At 50.0% G+C, this 15,424-nt stretch carries 13 protein-coding genes; 10 read left to right on the top strand and 3 right to left on the bottom strand.

The window, feature by feature from the left end:
• Nucleotides 1–52 precede the first annotated feature (52 nt).
• Entirely contained in the window at nt 53–2,533 is a 2,481-nt protein-coding gene (locus DG177_RS12895; RefSeq protein WP_337658815.1) for an ABC transporter permease, read from the bottom strand.
• Nucleotides 2,530–3,189, bottom strand: a complete 660-nt coding sequence (locus tag DG177_RS12890; RefSeq protein ID WP_108811847.1) for an ATP-binding cassette domain-containing protein — start codon at nt 3,187–3,189, stop codon at nt 2,530–2,532. The genes DG177_RS12895 and DG177_RS12890 overlap by 4 nt, the downstream gene beginning before the upstream one ends.
• Before the next feature lie 212 nt (nt 3,190–3,401).
• Here DG177_RS12890 and DG177_RS12885 point away from each other — a divergent pair, with 212 nt between their 5' ends.
• The 7 genes from DG177_RS12885 to DG177_RS12855 all read left to right on the top strand — a co-directional run bounded on the left by DG177_RS12885 (nt 3,402) and on the right by DG177_RS12855 (nt 9,920).
• Nucleotides 3,402–4,082: a response regulator gene (locus DG177_RS12885; protein WP_108811846.1), complete on the top strand. Its 681-nt coding sequence runs from the start codon at nt 3,402–3,404 to the stop codon at nt 4,080–4,082.
• On the top strand, nt 4,075–5,298 hold the full coding sequence (locus DG177_RS12880; RefSeq protein WP_337658814.1) for a sensor histidine kinase: 1,224 nt from the start codon (nt 4,075–4,077) through the stop codon (nt 5,296–5,298). Before DG177_RS12885 ends, DG177_RS12880 begins: the two co-directional genes overlap by 8 nt.
• 105 nt (nt 5,299–5,403) lie before the next feature.
• Nucleotides 5,404–6,210, top strand: coding sequence for an alpha/beta fold hydrolase (locus DG177_RS12875; RefSeq protein WP_108811844.1), 807 nt, complete (start codon nt 5,404–5,406; stop codon nt 6,208–6,210).
• Nucleotides 6,211–6,248: 38 nt separating this feature from the next.
• Nucleotides 6,249–6,965, top strand: a complete 717-nt coding sequence (locus DG177_RS12870) for a CPBP family glutamic-type intramembrane protease (protein WP_108811843.1) — start codon at nt 6,249–6,251, stop codon at nt 6,963–6,965.
• A gap of 619 nt (nt 6,966–7,584) precedes the next feature.
• The gene (locus DG177_RS12865) at nt 7,585–8,049 is read left to right on the top strand and encodes a hypothetical protein (RefSeq protein WP_108811842.1); all 465 of its coding nucleotides are present in this window, start codon (nt 7,585–7,587) and stop codon (nt 8,047–8,049) included.
• Between the two features lie 35 nt (nt 8,050–8,084).
• Nucleotides 8,085–9,401 (top strand): DNA methyltransferase, encoded by a 1,317-nt coding sequence (locus tag DG177_RS12860; RefSeq protein WP_108811841.1) that lies wholly within the window; start codon nt 8,085–8,087, stop codon nt 9,399–9,401.
• Nucleotides 9,402–9,518: 117 nt separating this feature from the next.
• A complete protein-coding gene (locus DG177_RS12855) occupies nt 9,519–9,920 on the top strand; it encodes a DUF5681 domain-containing protein (protein ID WP_108811840.1) in 402 nt (133 codons plus the stop codon).
• A gap of 7 nt (nt 9,921–9,927) precedes the next feature.
• Here the strand turns inward: DG177_RS12855 and DG177_RS12850 are convergent, their stop codons facing one another.
• Nucleotides 9,928–10,449 carry a hypothetical protein gene (locus DG177_RS12850; RefSeq protein ID WP_108811839.1) on the bottom strand — a complete coding sequence of 174 codons (522 nt, stop codon included), beginning with the start codon at nt 10,447–10,449 and terminating at the stop codon, nt 9,928–9,930.
• Between the two features lie 123 nt (nt 10,450–10,572).
• Between DG177_RS12850 and DG177_RS12845 the strand changes: the two genes are divergently transcribed.
• From DG177_RS12845 to DG177_RS12835, 3 genes are all read left to right on the top strand, one after another.
• Nucleotides 10,573–10,776, top strand: coding sequence for a helix-turn-helix domain-containing protein (locus tag DG177_RS12845; RefSeq protein ID WP_108811838.1), 204 nt, complete (start codon nt 10,573–10,575; stop codon nt 10,774–10,776).
• Nucleotides 10,777–10,976: 200 nt separating this feature from the next.
• A complete protein-coding gene (locus DG177_RS12840) occupies nt 10,977–13,514 on the top strand; it encodes a TonB-dependent receptor domain-containing protein (protein ID WP_108811837.1) in 2,538 nt (845 codons plus the stop codon).
• A gap of 230 nt (nt 13,515–13,744) precedes the next feature.
• Entirely contained in the window at nt 13,745–15,409 is a 1,665-nt protein-coding gene (locus tag DG177_RS12835; protein ID WP_108811836.1) for a sulfatase-like hydrolase/transferase, read from the top strand.
• Nucleotides 15,410–15,424: the final 15 nt, after the last annotated feature.

Here is a 15,424-nt window from a genome sequence, read left to right as displayed (position 1 = left end):
CGAAAGCGGATGCTAATCGGCTGCTGCATGACCAACCAGATTTGCCTGCATTTCACTCTTTCAAGAGAGTATAGATGGATGCTGAAAGACTTTTTCGGCTGAATATTGTTCCGACGGCGCAAACGATGAAACTAATCGCCAATATCAATCCTACTAACCAGAGTGGATCGGGGGCGTAACGCATCGAGAATTGCGATTCATAGATCAGTAATCCCGCGACCCACGTGCCCGCAATTGCGCCAACACCGGCGATCAGCGATACTGTAAGCCAATCATAGAGGTTGAGTTTCAGGCAGGCAGACTTTGTGATGCCAATGCTCGTTAGCAACCCATTTTTCTTTCGATCCTCTGATTCAAAACCTTTCATTGATGCCGCGATGACCAGTGCGGCCATGATCAGTATCATGATCGCGTAACCGACAGTCAGTTTGGTGACAATTGCCAGTGTATCATCGAACCGCTGGGTGAGTTCCTTCAGGGGTACCAGCGATAATGCCGGATTGTTTTTCCATAGCTGACCCAGCTCGTCCCAGGCGGCGGACGGAAGCTCCATACTGCCCATATAGAATATATCTGCCTTTAGTTTTTGAGCGGCCTTTTCAGGGATTTGAAACCAGAATGTAACGGATCCTTTGCCGGGTCGATAAGCGTGACTGGCAACCAGCGTAAAGGTAAACGGCTTGCCATTCACCAAAAAGGTCAGCCTGTCTCCAAACTGCAAATTCAGGTCCGTCATAACTTCGGGTTCAGCTGAAATTTGCTGCCAGTTTTCATCACTGGCGGACCACCATATTCCATCAACAAGCCGGTTGTTGGCAGGCACGGCTTCGGACCAGCTCAGGCGGATATTCTTTTTGACCGTAGCGAGGCTGTCACTGGGGGTAGTGATCGCTTCATCAATAGGCTGTTCATTAATGTGGGACAGTTTCGCGCCGGAATAGGGGCGCATTTGCCTGATCTGGCTTTCGTTTGATTCTGCCCACTGTTCCAGCACCGGAAGGTCCTGGGCCGGCATTTCAGCAACCATCAGATTGCCATCGTTCAACCGTGTATAGCCCTCCAGGGAATCCCCAATATCTTTCATCAGCATCAGCGTGAATAGCAGCAACAGGCTACACAATCCCAGACCGAGGATCTGCGAAGACTTGGTCAAAATCCGTTTTTTCATGATGAAAAAGTTGAAAGACAACAGGCCGGGACGATTGCGTCCCCAATATTCTCCTATGGTCAGGATGACCCATGTTAGAACTATCATCAAAAGCAGCGCTGCACCTAGCGCACCGAGCGTTAAACCGGTGAGCAAAAAATTGTCTGAATAATAGGCGGCAAGCATCGTTAGGCTTGCAAAGATCCAAAACAGTCTGAGCAGCTGTGCGGATGGAAATTCAATGGCGCGGATCAAACTCACAAGAGAAGTGCGGGTTAACTGCCAAAACATTGGAATTTGAAATGCAAGCAAAAGAAGGAAAGTTATGCCTGCCGATTTCAAAAGGCTTTGCAGGTGCCAGCCCCAGCCTATCCCAGGGAATTGCTGCGCCAATTGACCAACCAGATAATATTGCGCGCCATAGGCCAAGAATATCGCTGCAGAAAACGAAATCGCGAAGCCGATCATCCACTGCAGGAAAGACAGCCTAACGCATGATGCCAATGTCTGACCGAAACTTAGATATATGGCCAAGCGATGTTTCTGACGCACCAGATACCGGCGATTGGCCATATCGATGGCAATTGCAGCCATGAAGAACAGGATAACCGAAGCCAGCCCCAAAAAATTCTCGGTCCGTTGCCAGAATGACGATAACGGGTGACCCCCACCAGTTTTAGTCATGATCGTGTGACCGTCCAGTTTTTCCGACACCCACTGTTCGAAAAAGCGCTGTTGCGATGGCGAAGCTTCAACAAGGTAGCGGTGACGTATTTTGGAACTTTTAAAGGCATCTGTTGTGATCGATTCGGTATTGACCAATGCTCGCATGGCGACCGAATGCCCTTCCATAATGCGATCAGGTTCGTGAAACACGGTTGCTGAAAAACGAAGCTGTTCTTCGCCAATCTCCACCATATCCCCGATATCAACACCCAGCTTCCCGCTGGCTCTCGGTCCGAGCCAAATTTCGCCCAACTTCGGACCCGTTTCGACGCTTCTCTGATTTACCGCATCCTTCGCATCACCGATTTTCAAGCTGCCTTGCAATGGATAGTTTTGATCAACTAACTTGATTTGAACGGAGATGGTGTTGTTCCCGCTAGAGATAGCCAGAGGAAGAGTTTGCACTTTGGCAAATTTGGATGCGTTATTTGCGATTATCTGCTCACCATTTCCAGACAGCTGCGTGCTGCCGGATATGGTAAGGTCCGCACCCAGCATATTGTTGAGATTATCATTCAAAAACAACTGCACAGAGGCGCTTGTCAGGGACAGCGTTGCGAGAAAAAATATCAAGACGATTTGTGTTACAAGCACCAACCGGCTGTCACTCATTTTCTGATCGTTTTTGAAACTCTCAAAGGCTAATCCGAGCAAGTTCATTTGATCTGCTCCAATCCTGTATCTGACAGTGCAAAGCATTTCTCGGCTCGCTGGGCCAATTCCTCACTATGGGTTACGATGACCAGCGCGGATCCCGTCTGCTTGGCAAAATCGAACATCAAATCTGAAACGCCTGTCGATGTCTGGGCGTCAAGATTGCCCGTCGGTTCGTCAGCGAAAATAAAGACCGGGTCTGTAACAAACGCGCGGGCGATTGCGACGCGTTGTTGTTCGCCGCCGCTCAATTGATTCGGCTTGTGGTTCGCGCGGTCTGACAGCCCAATTTTATCTAACCAGTTGCGGGCAATCTCATTGGCCTTTCTGTTGCCCTTCAAGCGCAGCGGAAGCGCGATATTTCCTAGCGCATCCAATTCCTCCAAAAGATGAAACTGTTGGAAGATAAAGCCCGACTTCTGACGCAGTTCAACAATCGAAATCTGTTGTCCTTCACAGGTGAATGAAATCTCTCCATCCCGGGGAGGTTCCAGACCCGCCGCCAGCGACAAGAGGCTGGATTTTCCGACTCCCGAAGGCCCGGTGATAGCCAGCGAAGATTGACCGCTAATGTTCAGTGACAGGTCGTCGAACAATGAGATCCGGCCATGCGGCGTCTCAAAATAGTGGCTCACATTATTCAGCGCTATTTGGTTTTTCATGATGACCTCTCAATTCAGTATCGAGGGCCATCTCTAACCCCGGACATGTCAAATGATTGTGAAGTGGTATATTTTCAGATTGCAAAACTGCTGGCGAAGAAATGCGTCGCGCTTGACACTTGGTTGACAGTCGCACTGTTATACAGAAGCTTTAACCTGTAGCGCTACGAAACACGTTGTTTTCGCCGCGTGGAAATGGAGGCACTGGTGAGATGCGCGTTCTGATTGTCGAGGATAATATTGATATTCAGGCCAATATCGCGGAATTTCTCGAGAACGAGTATTTGCTGGATTTCGCTTATAACGGCGATCAAGGTCTAGAGCTCGCGCTGACCAACGATTATGATGTCATTGTCCTTGATCTGATGTTGCCAGGTCGCGACGGTATTGATCTATGCAAAAGCTACAAGGGCGAAGCCAGATTGCAATCGCCAATCCTAATGTTGACTGCGCGTGACACTCTTGAAGACAAGGAAACGGGCTTCGCCGCCGGTGCCGATGATTATCTGGTGAAGCCGTTCGAACTTCGCGAGTTAAAGATGCGCATTGATGCGCTCGCTAAGCGTCCGAAAATCAAGAATAGCGCAGTTCTAAAGCACGGTGATCTATTGCTTGATGTCGCAGACAATAGGATTTGCATTGGTTCAAAGTCGGAAACCGTGAACAAGAAAGAGGCTGTCATCTTTCAACTTCTGATTGAAGCAGCACCAAATGTGGTGACGAGCCAAACGATCATTTACCGTATCTGGGGTGAAGATGCACCGGATTCAGGCGCACTGCGAACCCATATCTACAATGCGCGCAAACTCCTTTCATCCTTGGATTCATCCTGTGTCATCGAGACAGATCGATCACACGGCTACGCACTCAGGAAAAGAAAAATCGATGACTAAACAATCGCAAGAAGTGAACAGCCTGATCCAGAAAAACTATGTCAGCTCGATTGGCATCTGCTTTGCATTTTTTGTGTTATTGGCCGCGATGTTTGTCTTCGACCTTGAGGATAACATATTTGAAAATCAGGTCAGTGTGGAGGCAGATAAGCTATCACAGACAATGGCGCTGGATGGCAAAACGAGTGGCACAGTGCGCAGTCTGGAAATGCAATATTATGTGGGCACTGACACCATGCCACCTTGGTTGAGGAACCAAGTCCAGGCAGATTGGAAAGCAGGAGAATATGAGGTGTTCGGCGGCGACAAGGGCCATTATCACCTGGCAGTCCGGGGAGAAGATCAAACGAGTAGGCTTTATCTGATATTCAATGCCAGGCCTTATATCCGATCGACCCAGCAGGTACGAAACCTCGTTATATTCTTTGTCATATTCACAAGTCTAATGTTGCTGGTTGCGGGATATTTCTTGCGGCGGATGACCAAGAAATTGACAGAGCCGATAGAAAAAATCGCTTCTGCAGCATCGTCCGGTGCAACGCTCGATTCATCGTTGCTTGAAAACCATAACACACCCGTTGAGATTGCAATATTGGCCAAAGCGATTGCAGAGAAAGATGGCCGGATCGAGAGTCTTCTGGAACGCGAACGACAGTTTAATCGGGATGTAAGCCACGAACTCCGGACGCCATTGGCTGTTGCTGTTGGTGCCGCGGAGATTGTCCAAAAGGAAGACAGCAAAAGCGAAGCGCTCCAGCGGCTAGTGAAATCGCTCGGTGATATGCGGTTGCTGACCGAAGGAATTTTATGGCTTGGCAGATCACCAAATGAAGGGGAAAATTGTAGCGCGAAAGAGGCGTGTCACCAGTCCGTTCGCACCAATAAGCATCTATTGGGTGACAGAAATGTTGCGGTCGCAATAACCGGCAAAACCGATACCGACATCCCGGTCCCATCTGCCGTGGCGCAAGTGATTGTCGGAAATCTAATTCGCAATGCTTTTCGGTATACAGAAACCGGATCGATTGAAGTCAACATATTGGATCGCGGTGTCTGTGTGCGTGATACCGGTATCGGTTATGGCAATGCATCTGATACAGAAATCGGCTTTGGCGTTGGTCTGTCGCTTGTCCAAAGGCTTTCCGCCCATTTCGGGCTAGGCTTGACCGTCGCTGCTCGCCCCGAAGGCGGTACAGAGGCGGTGATCAGCTGGTAGTCAATTGTCAGGAAAACCGCAGGCTTCTTAAAGCCGAAGTCAACTTGACAATCTTTTGACGAACTGCCTGTTAGGCCAACTCCAGATGGTCTGGAGATTCATAAAATGAAAAAATATTTATCAAGCTTTATGGCGGCGATTTTGGCTGCTGCTCTTTTAACTGGCGGCGGCAATGCTTTTGCTCAGACCAATGTTCAGCAAATCGCATTGGAAGCAAATGACGGCAACCGGGTTACAGGTTTTATCTATCAAAATCTAAAAACGGAAAAAGACGCACCATTGGCGATACTGATGCATGGAATGACCGGATCAAGCCTGATGTGGCTAGCGAATGATCACGGCGCATATGGAGATATTGTTGTACGTGACTTGATTGCCCGGGGATATCGGGTTGTTGCCTTGGATGCCCGCGCTCACGGGGCACGCAAGGATGATATGAAACCTCTGGAGCGCCTCAAGCTTGCGCGATCGGGCCAAACCGGCCCTTACCTGTCGATGATCAATGGCACGGTAAGCGACTATAAGGTGCTGCTGGCCAAAGTAAGAAAGCAATTTGGTGAGCCACGCCACATCCTGGCCATCGGATATAGCATGGGCGCCCAAATGGCTGTACTGTTCGCTGCAGAACATGAAGAGATAACGCATATAGTGACCATGGTTCCGCCGGCGGCAAAAAGTGTGCCCATCGTCGCTCCGGTCAATCACGCAAAGAAAGTGAAAGCAAATTGGCTGCTGATAACGGCAAGTCAGGACCAGTTTTCAAACAAGGCCGATAACGAAGCCCTGATGGCAGCGGCCGGCGGAAAACTCGACCGGGTGGAATTTGACAGCAAACACCGATTGCCGCGAGCCTACACCGCTGCCGCGATTGATTGGATTGGAAAAATCGAAACGAGAAATCCAGCGAACTAACTGAGCTTTAGCTGTTACCAGGATCGGAGAATTCCAAGGTGTCAGAACCCCAAGCTACAAGAATTGACATCGGCGAAGGCGCATCCCAATTCAGGTTGGGTGCGCTTTTCGATCTGCTAATCGTCATGGCCGTGCTTGTTATCGTGAAACAGTCGATATTGCCATATTCGTTCCTATATGCAGGCCCTGCATCGACATTCAGTGCAATGGCAGTCGCCACAATTCTATTGCGACGTCGCGGCTTCGGCTGGAGAGACATGGGACTGCAATGGCCGGACAACTGGCTCAAGACCGCCGGCCTGACGCTTCTGTCTATGGTTGTGTTTATCATCGCAGTTCTATTGATGAAATTGGTCGCCGGAATATGGTTTGAACATGTTGGAGCGAGCGGCAGGTTTGATCATGTTGAAGGCAATCTGGGAGCCTATATGATCATTATGGCGCTTACCTGGACCCACGCATCATTTTTTGAAGAACTGCTTTTCCGAGCCTTTGTCATCAACCATGCCAGCCGGTTCATGGGCGGCGGCATTAAGGCGGATTGGATCGCCGTCCTCTTCTCATCAGTATTCTTCGGCTATCGACACTATTATTATCAAGGCATGTACGGAGCGCTGGTCACCGGAGCAGGAGGGTTTGCTTTTGGGGCACTCTATCTGTGGTTCGGGCGCAAAAACATAATGCCGCTGATTTTTGCGCATGGAATTTTCAACAGCATTTCACAGACAAGCCGATTTTTCGGATGGGAAGATTAATGGCGAGTTTTGATCCCTAACTAACATATAGCTGCGCACCACTTTCGGGTGGGTAGGCCAAGCGAAATGAATCATACCTATCTCTGAGCCATACTATTCGTTTGAGGCCCAAGAAGTCAGTAACTACATTTCCTGAGGTAAATGGCCAATCCGACCCCACAGCGCGCTACCACATTGATCCTGGCTCCAGTTCCGGTTTTGCAGCCCGCTAACTCACGGAAAAGAGGGCACAACATCCGACCCTATTGAGTGGACCTCGAGACGTCTAAATTATAGAAGAAAAATGGTGCGGGGTGCAGTCCTTCGAGAACGGGTCTCAACTGACAATTCCCTGTTATTGGGCAATTTACAGGGAAATTATCCACTTTTCCGGCAATTTCGCTCAAATCAAGAACCTGCAACCGCCCATTCCTGCGGACTTCAGGCACAAATTCCCTACTCGGCATAACAGGGAACATTAGTGCGGTAACAGGGGGATAAAAATCAGAAACAGGGAGTTTATCTTCCTAAACAGGGAATTTCGATACGCTGATAGTTATTTCGCTCCAGGTCTTCAAATATCCGATTGGAATTATACCTCATCAATCCTAGTTTGTTTTCATCACGAGAGGAAAATGAGATGGATGAAGGCTCACCATTCTTTGTATTTGATCCTGAAAGCAGGGGATCGCTATTCTATAAGTTTGACAATAAAATGTGGATTGAAAAAGCCGACATTGATTTGGTGCTCGAGAAAGATGGTGAAGCAGCTCAAGATCCTCGCATGCTTCCCATTCTCATTGCCTCACATAAAGGACTTTTGAATTCCAAACGGGGGCGACCGAACCACAAAGACAGTTTCTCGTATAAAGGTCGAGTGTTTTGGGCGGCAGAAGATGTGCAAGCACGAGCAAAAGAAATCCACGAAGAGCGCAAAGGCTTAAGCAAACTCGAAACCAGAGCTCTGAAAGATCCGATGGAGCAAGCTGCAGATGAAATCGCTGCGAAATACAGATTTCGCAAAAGCGGACGCAGTCTGCTCAACGATATTTCATCACAGAAAAGCGCCCCGCTTTTTGGTGACGGAAAAGACCGCAAGAAATAGCCACGACAAAACCTCCTTTCACAACGGAGGTTTATATGAACCACTTTACAAGGCGACTTGCCGAAAAAATCATCAGTCAAAAACTGTCTGATCTCAAACCCTATGCTGGCAATGCCCGCAAACATTCCGCTAAACAAATTGACCAGATTGCCAAAAGCATCAAACAATTTGGCTTCACCAATCCGGTCTTGGTCGATGAACATAACAACGTCATCGCTGGCCATGGTAGGATCGCCGCCGCAAAAAAGTTGGACATATCTGACGTTCCGACCGCCTGTATCACCGGCCTTAGTGAAGCAGATCGCAAGGCCTATATCATTGCCGACAACCGCCTCGCAGAATTGGCTGACTGGGATGATGATCTGCTCAAACTGGAGCTTGAAGGCATTTTGGACCTGGAACCGGACTTTGATCCGGACAGCATCGGCTTCAGCGATGCCGAGGTGACCAAAATACTGGAACCGCTCGAAGCCGTTGAACCTGAAGATGCTGTGCCGGATGTTGATCCTACCGTTCCTGCAGTCACCAAGTCGGGCGATATTTGGCAACTTGGAAATCACCGACTGATTTGCGGCGATTCGTTGCTGGAACAAACTTACATCTCACTTATGGCCGGTGATACTGCGCAAATGATCTTCACTGATCCACCGTACAATGTTCCTGTCGGCGGTCATGTGTGTGGTCTTGGCAAGATCAAACATAATGAATTCGCAATGGCTTCTGGCGAGATGACATCCGAAGAATTTACCGGCTTTCTAAAAAACTGTTTCAAGCAGCTGGCAAAACATAGTGATGATGGGTCCATTCATTATATCTGCATGGACTGGCGTCATATGAGCGAAATCCTGGCGGCCGGAGGCTCGCACTACACTGAACTCAAAAACCTCATTGTCTGGAACAAAGATAATGGCGGGATGGGCTCATTCTACCGGTCCAAGCACGAGTTAATCTTCGCGTTCAAGAGCGGTTCGGCCAAGCATATCAACAATTTTGAGCTGGGACAGCACGGGCGCTACCGGACCAATGTCTGGGACTATGCCGGCATAAACTCCCTCAAGGAAGGCCGCGATGAAGAACTGGCGATGCATCCAACCGTCAAACCAACGCAGCTTGTTGCCGATGCAATCCTTGATTGTTCCAAGCGTGGCGGCATCATCCTGGATGCCTTTTCAGGCTCTGGGACGACTATTATCGCCGCAGAACAAACCGGACGTCACTGCCGGGCAATTGAACTGGATCCGCATTACTGCGACGTCGCGATAAAGCGCTGGCAATCCATGACGGGCAAACAGGCCGTTCATGTCGGGCTTGATGCCAAGTTCGATGATCTGCGCAGTTCCCCGCCAAACTAATCATCCCGGGCGACATGGCAGTGCCAATCCTCTCACCATAATGCGTGCTGCTTTGATGTGAGAGTTTCTGGCTGACCCATTCGATAAGGCAATCATTCCCTACAAAAAGGACTAGTTATGAATGATCCATCCAAAGTTGGTTATCGCAAACCTCCTAAAGAACATCAATTTAAGAAAGGACGCAGCGGCAATCCGCGCGGCCGGCCGCGCAAACAAAAACCGGCAAACCCGTCCGAGGCTGAGATTCTCAGAAAGATTTCTGCCGAAACTGTCGTCGTCGACGGCAAAGAAATGACCAAGCTGGAGTTATGGCTCCGGGTACTCGAGAAAAAGGCCCTGCAAGGTGATTTACGAGCCATGAAACTGCTTGAAGAAAAACTTCAGAAGGCTGGGATTGATGGCGGTAAGCCCCAGCGGCAAGGCGTTCTGGTTTTGCCGCCACCAGTGTCGGAGGAAGACTGGATCAAGCAGGCAGAACAAAATCAGGCCAAATATCGTGAGCGCAAGCCTGACGATTGAAACGCTTCTAACCAAACAGTATTTTAACCAGATCGGCCGTGCTGTGCACCTTATTAAACCAGCCCTTCGGAATGTTACGCAAGGCAGGACGGACCGCCTTGATACCTTCAGAATTGGCGCGACTGTGTTTAACAACGCGGTCGCCCAAATCTGGCAGTGGCTCGCCGGGTTCCCCTCCAAACCAAAGGTAGTGATCAATATCGAGACTTGCGGGATCATAGATGATCCAGATGACGCAACCCGATGATTTGTTACCTAGGGTTTGGTGGACGTTGATGCGGGCTCTTGTCCCGCCTTTGCGCATTGCTTTGAGTTGGACATGGCGCATCACACCGTTTGCTTCGATAACGATATCATATCCACTGTTGTCCGATTCTGAATGTAGCACCTCGAAATCATGGATGCCCCTTCCCCAAAGCGTTGTTCCGCAATCGGCCAGGAATTTATGTTCGATGATCGATTCCAACGTATGTGATGAAAGACTGGCTTGGTCGGCTGCTTTATAGCTTTGCGATTGGGTTTTGGGCATCTGTTCTAAACTCGCTGTCGTTTATCAGTGACATCGCATTCGCTTGCGGTACCGCTAACAGTCAAGCATAATGTCACTGATAGTCTGTAGATCAATCGTCTACACCGCACGCATTACAGACGCGTGGATATACAACAGCGCCTCGGCAAAAATCTTCGCAAGCTCCGCAAAGCCAAGGGCTGGTCACAGGAAGAGTTCGCATTTGAGGCCGGTATTCACCGTACTTACATCAGTGATCTTGAGCGAGGCGCGCGCAATCCTACCATCACTGTGGTTGAAAAGCTTGCTCAAGCGTTGGATGTTAAGGCTGGGGAGTTACTCGACTAGCGTCCGCTTCATCCCGAAAGCGGACATGAGACGCCAGTGATAAACATGCAGGGCGATTCGATGCTCCCTGAAATTCCCTGCGATTGATTTTTGGCCATCAAGCGCACTTATCCATATTTATTGACATTCTCATGTAACGACATTATTCATGCCAATATATAATGGCACGAACGATGCTATATTATATGGGAGAGAACAACATGAAATTTACAAAGCAACTCGTTTTGGCGGCACTGTGCAGTACCGCTATGAGTACACCAGCCTTTGCACAGGATGGTGCCGCAGAAGAAACTGATGATAGCGTTATCATCGTGACCGCTCAGCGCCGTGCGCAGGACGTGCAGGATATTCCGCTCGCCGTGACTGCGGTTAGCCCGGTTCAACTGGAACGGCAGGGCGTTGTTAACGTCACACAGATTTCGCAGGTTTCGGCCAGCTTCTCGACCTCAAACGCGCAAAACACAGCGGGCACGAACGTGCTTCGTATCCGCGGTGTTGGTACCACTTCGAATAACATTGGTTTTGAATCTGCTGTGGGCATCTTTATCGACGGCGCATATCAATCACGCCCGGGCGTTGCGCTTTCAGAGTTTGTGGACGTAGAGCGCGTTGAAGTCTTGCGCGGGCCGCAAGGGACTTTATTTGGGCGCAATACATCGGCCGGCGCATTGAATATCACCACCAAACGCCCCGATCTCAATGAGTTTGGCGGCTTTGTAAATGCAAGCTACGGCAATTATGATCTGATCAGTGTTCAAGGTGCTGTGAATGCACCGCTGATTCAAGACACCTTGGCCCTTCGGGTAACCGGCGCTTATCGTCAGCGCGATGGTTTTGTTCGTGTTGTAGACGCAACTGGTACAGTTGGGCGATCTAACGAAATTGATCAGTTTTTGGTTCGCGGCCAGCTTGGCTATGAAAGCGACAGCGGTTTCACAGTTCGCTTGATCGGTGATTATTCCGAGATTAATGGCAATTGCTGTGCTCCAGTTGAATTGCTGAGATCTCCTCTGGAGACAGGCGGTGTATTCGCTGCTTCGGGTCTCGGCGCAACCGGTGGTAATTTCCAACCAAATGGATCCACAAGCCCGTTTGACACTACGGCAGCTGAGACCGCGTTAGATGACCGCATTGCTTCTCAAAGCTTTGTGCCAACCAACGCGATTGACCAGTGGGGTATCACTGGCGAGATCGATTTCCCGATCAGTGACAGTGCCGACATCATCTATATTGGTTCCTATCGCGAGTTTAATGCGAGCAACACTTCTGACTCCGATTTTACGGCTCTTGATTTGTTCAATGTTGGTACGGCGGTAGGCCCTGTACCTAATGGTACCAGTATCGATACAATGACTCACGAGTTACGTATTCAGGGCGAAGCTTTTGACGGTGCTCTCGACTGGCTCGTCGGTGCCTATTATTCTGATGAGGATATCGATCAGGTGGCAACCAGCACCCTCGGTACGCAATGGGATCAGTTTGTTGGTGCTTTGTTGCAAGGTTCGGCGGGCCCGGCGCCAATAGCGTTATTTTCCGGTGGCCTGAATCCTGCGGGCACAAGTTCAACCAATCGCTTTACCCAAAGCAGCCAGAGCTGGTCGATCTTTACGCATAATACACTTGAAGTTGCCGAAGGCTTGAAACTAACGCTTGGTCTTCGCTATTCTGACGAAACCAAAGATGGCGGTTTTGAACAACTGGCTTCTAATCCAGGCGCATGTGGCGGCATTGTCAACAATGTTGCTGGCGGGCCGCTGGCGCCGGGGCAGCCGAGAATTCCGGGTGCATTGGTGCCGACCCTTTTGATCACAGGTTGTTTCCCGTTTGTCGCGCCAGCTGATCTGGCGGCATCGGCGGTGTTGCCGTTGCCACGGACTTTCAACGGTACATTTAAGGACAACGAGCTAATATATACCGGCAAGGTATCTTATGAATTTGCGTCGCCGATCAATGTCTATGCCAGCTTTACCCATGGTTATAAATCAGGCGGTTTCAACCTCGATACCACTGCTGCCATTGGCGGGGCAGACCCGCGCTTTGCCTCAGAGGAAGTTGATGCTTATGAAATTGGTTTCAAAGGCAAGTTTCTTGACAATGCGGTTACTCTCAACGTTGCAGCGTTTATCGAAGAATTCTCGAACTTCCAGGTGCTTGAATTTACCGGTGCCCAATTCCAGACCTTCAACGTACCGAAAGCAGAATCTGTTGGTGTTGAAATTGAAACAGTTATTCGGCCCAGCGATCATTTCACCATCAATGGCGGCCTGACGATTGTCGATGCGAAATATCCGGGTGACTGTGCAACAGCCGCTAATCCTTTGCGGGTGCAAAACCTTTGTAATGCTCCGCTCACCAATGCTCCAAAATATGTCGGTATCATGGGTGCTACGTACAAGAACACCATTGGCGATAGCCTGAACTTCTTCCTGAACGGTCAAATCCGGATGGAAAGCGATCGCCGGACGTCAACCCAGCCATCGACACCGCCAACAACTGCGGCAGCGCTCGGCAACACACCATTGCTGCCGTTTGATGTTCAGGATGGCAATATCAAGGTCAATCTGCGTGCCGGTATTGGTGACGCTGAAGATGCATGGGGCTTGGAATTCTGGGTCACCAACTTGACCAATGAAGTTACCCGCGGTGTTACCTTTAGTACCACATTGCGTTCCGGCTCTCGTTCGGCTTTCCCACAGGAACCAAGGATGTTTGGTGTAACCGCCCGCGGCAAATTCTAAACCGAAGTGGATTTTGATCCTTCTCTCCCGTTGGATCAAACGAGGCGGCCGGTTGGGGAACCGGCCGTCTTTTTTGTCAAGTTATGAAGCCTTTCCTACTCTTCGCTTGTCGCCTCGGACTAAAGATTCTCTCCCAAAGGATGTCGGGGCAGTGAGTTCCATCGGCGCTTGACGCGTTTACTAATATAGCACTATAAGTGCCAATATATTAAATAGAGGCAGAGATGGTTATGAAGCGCTGGCAGAAAATAACGGGCAGCATTGTTCTGGTTCTGGCCATGGTCGCAGGGCTTGCCTATATTTTTCGAACTGATTTGATCCTTTGGGGCGTCAAGAACCGTGACCAGCCAGAGATAAATACCCAAACGCCGAGCATTAACTGGCAGCAAGGGCCGAATATCGCTGCCGTGGCAGCCGATCAAAGGCCTCCCAATGTTGTCCTGATCCTTGCCGATGATCTTGGCATAAATGATATATCTCTTTATGGCGGCGGCGTAGCGGGCGGTCTGGTGCCAACGCCTAATATCGACCGTATTGCCAAGGAAGGTGTGAATTTTACGCAAGGCTATGCTGGTAACGCGACTTGCTCGCCGTCACGCGGGATGTTGATGACCGGGCGGTATCCGACACATACCGGATTTGAATTTACACCTACGCCGGCCAGCATGGGGCGCGTGGTCAATTCGGTTTCCGGTGACATCCGACCGGATATGCCTTCCGGAAGTCTTGATGCCGATGCAGCGGCCCAGCGCCCGTCTTACGAAGAACAGGGGCTGCCATCTGAAGAAATTACCGTCGCAGAAATGCTGAAAAACAAGGGTTATCACAGCATCCATATCGGCAAATGGCATATGGGAAGCAGCGAAAAACTAGATGCTAGATCGCAAGGTTTCGATGAAAGCTTGCTCATGAACGAGGGGCTTTATTTGCCCGAGGATAGCCCTGATGTCGTCAATGCCAAGGTCGAATTTGACCCTATCGATCGCTTCCTTTGGGCCTCGCAGCGTTTTGCAGGTTCATTCAATCGCTCCGAATTGTTCCAGCCTGGAGGGTATCTAACCGATTGGTGGACGCAAGAATCGCTTGAGGCCATTGAGGCAAACCGTAACCGGCCATTCTTTCTCTATATGGGCCACTGGGCCCCGCATACCCCGCTTCAAGCGACGCGTGCCGATTACGAAGCGGTTGGCGATATCAAGCCGCATCGTTTGCGCGTCTATGCGGCGATGATCCGGGCGCTTGACCGCAGTGTAGGGCAAGTGCTCGACAAGCTCGAGGCCGAAGGGTTAGCGGACAATACAATAGTGATTTTTACCAGCGACAATGGCGGAGCAGGCTATATCGGGTTGCCTGAAGTAAACGCGCCCTATCGCGGTTGGAAACTGTCTTTGTTTGAAGGCGGAGTGCGCGTGCCGATGATGATCCGCTGGCCAGCAGGTTTGCCCAGCGGGCGCGAAATATCAAAACCCGTGACACATATTGATCTTTTCACGACCATTGCGGCCGCGACCGGCGTGTCTCTACCGGACCGTGAGATTGACGGCGTAAATTTGCTTCCGATAGCGCGCGGTACCGGCCCTATCGACAGGCCGGATAATGCGATTTTCTGGCAAAGCGGGAAATATCAGGCGGTGCGAGCAGGAGACTGGAAATTCCAGACCGACCAAAGGCAGGGCAAAAAATGGCTGTTCAATCTGGCAGATGATCCCACCGAACAGAAAAATCTGATCAAACAGGAACCGGCTGTGGCCAAGCGCTTACAAGGATTGCTGGTGAAGCATTTGAAAGATCGTAAATTGCTATATCCCGCCGCAACATCGATGCCGGTAATGATCGATAAATCGCTGGCTGAAGAATATCAGGATGGCGACGAAATTATCTACTGGCAGAATTAGGCGCGACGTTACGAG

Source organism: Sphingorhabdus sp. Alg231-15, assembly GCF_900149705.1.
GTDB lineage: Bacteria > Pseudomonadota > Alphaproteobacteria > Sphingomonadales > Sphingomonadaceae > Parasphingorhabdus.
The sequence above is the reverse complement of the archived record's forward strand: the minus strand, read 5'-3'. Positions and strand labels throughout refer to the sequence as shown.

Coding starts and splice junctions, on each gene's coding strand:
- DG177_RS12890 (WP_108811847.1), bottom strand. CDS start 3,189: ATGAAAAACCAAATAGCGCTGAATAATGTGAGCCACTATTTTGAGACG.
- DG177_RS12855 (WP_108811840.1), top strand. CDS start 9,519: ATGAATGATCCATCCAAAGTTGGTTATCGCAAACCTCCTAAAGAACAT.
- DG177_RS12840 (WP_108811837.1), top strand. CDS start 10,977: ATGAAATTTACAAAGCAACTCGTTTTGGCGGCACTGTGCAGTACCGCT.
- DG177_RS12885 (WP_108811846.1), top strand. CDS start 3,402: ATGCGCGTTCTGATTGTCGAGGATAATATTGATATTCAGGCCAATATC.
- DG177_RS12895 (WP_337658815.1), bottom strand. CDS start 2,533: ATGAACTTGCTCGGATTAGCCTTTGAGAGTTTCAAAAACGATCAGAAA.
- DG177_RS12835 (WP_108811836.1), top strand. CDS start 13,745: ATGAAGCGCTGGCAGAAAATAACGGGCAGCATTGTTCTGGTTCTGGCC.
- DG177_RS12865 (WP_108811842.1), top strand. CDS start 7,585: ATGGATGAAGGCTCACCATTCTTTGTATTTGATCCTGAAAGCAGGGGA.
- DG177_RS12850 (WP_108811839.1), bottom strand. CDS start 10,449: ATGCCCAAAACCCAATCGCAAAGCTATAAAGCAGCCGACCAAGCCAGT.
- DG177_RS12880 (WP_337658814.1), top strand. CDS start 4,075: ATGACTAAACAATCGCAAGAAGTGAACAGCCTGATCCAGAAAAACTAT.
- DG177_RS12875 (WP_108811844.1), top strand. CDS start 5,404: ATGAAAAAATATTTATCAAGCTTTATGGCGGCGATTTTGGCTGCTGCT.
- DG177_RS12860 (WP_108811841.1), top strand. CDS start 8,085: ATGAACCACTTTACAAGGCGACTTGCCGAAAAAATCATCAGTCAAAAA.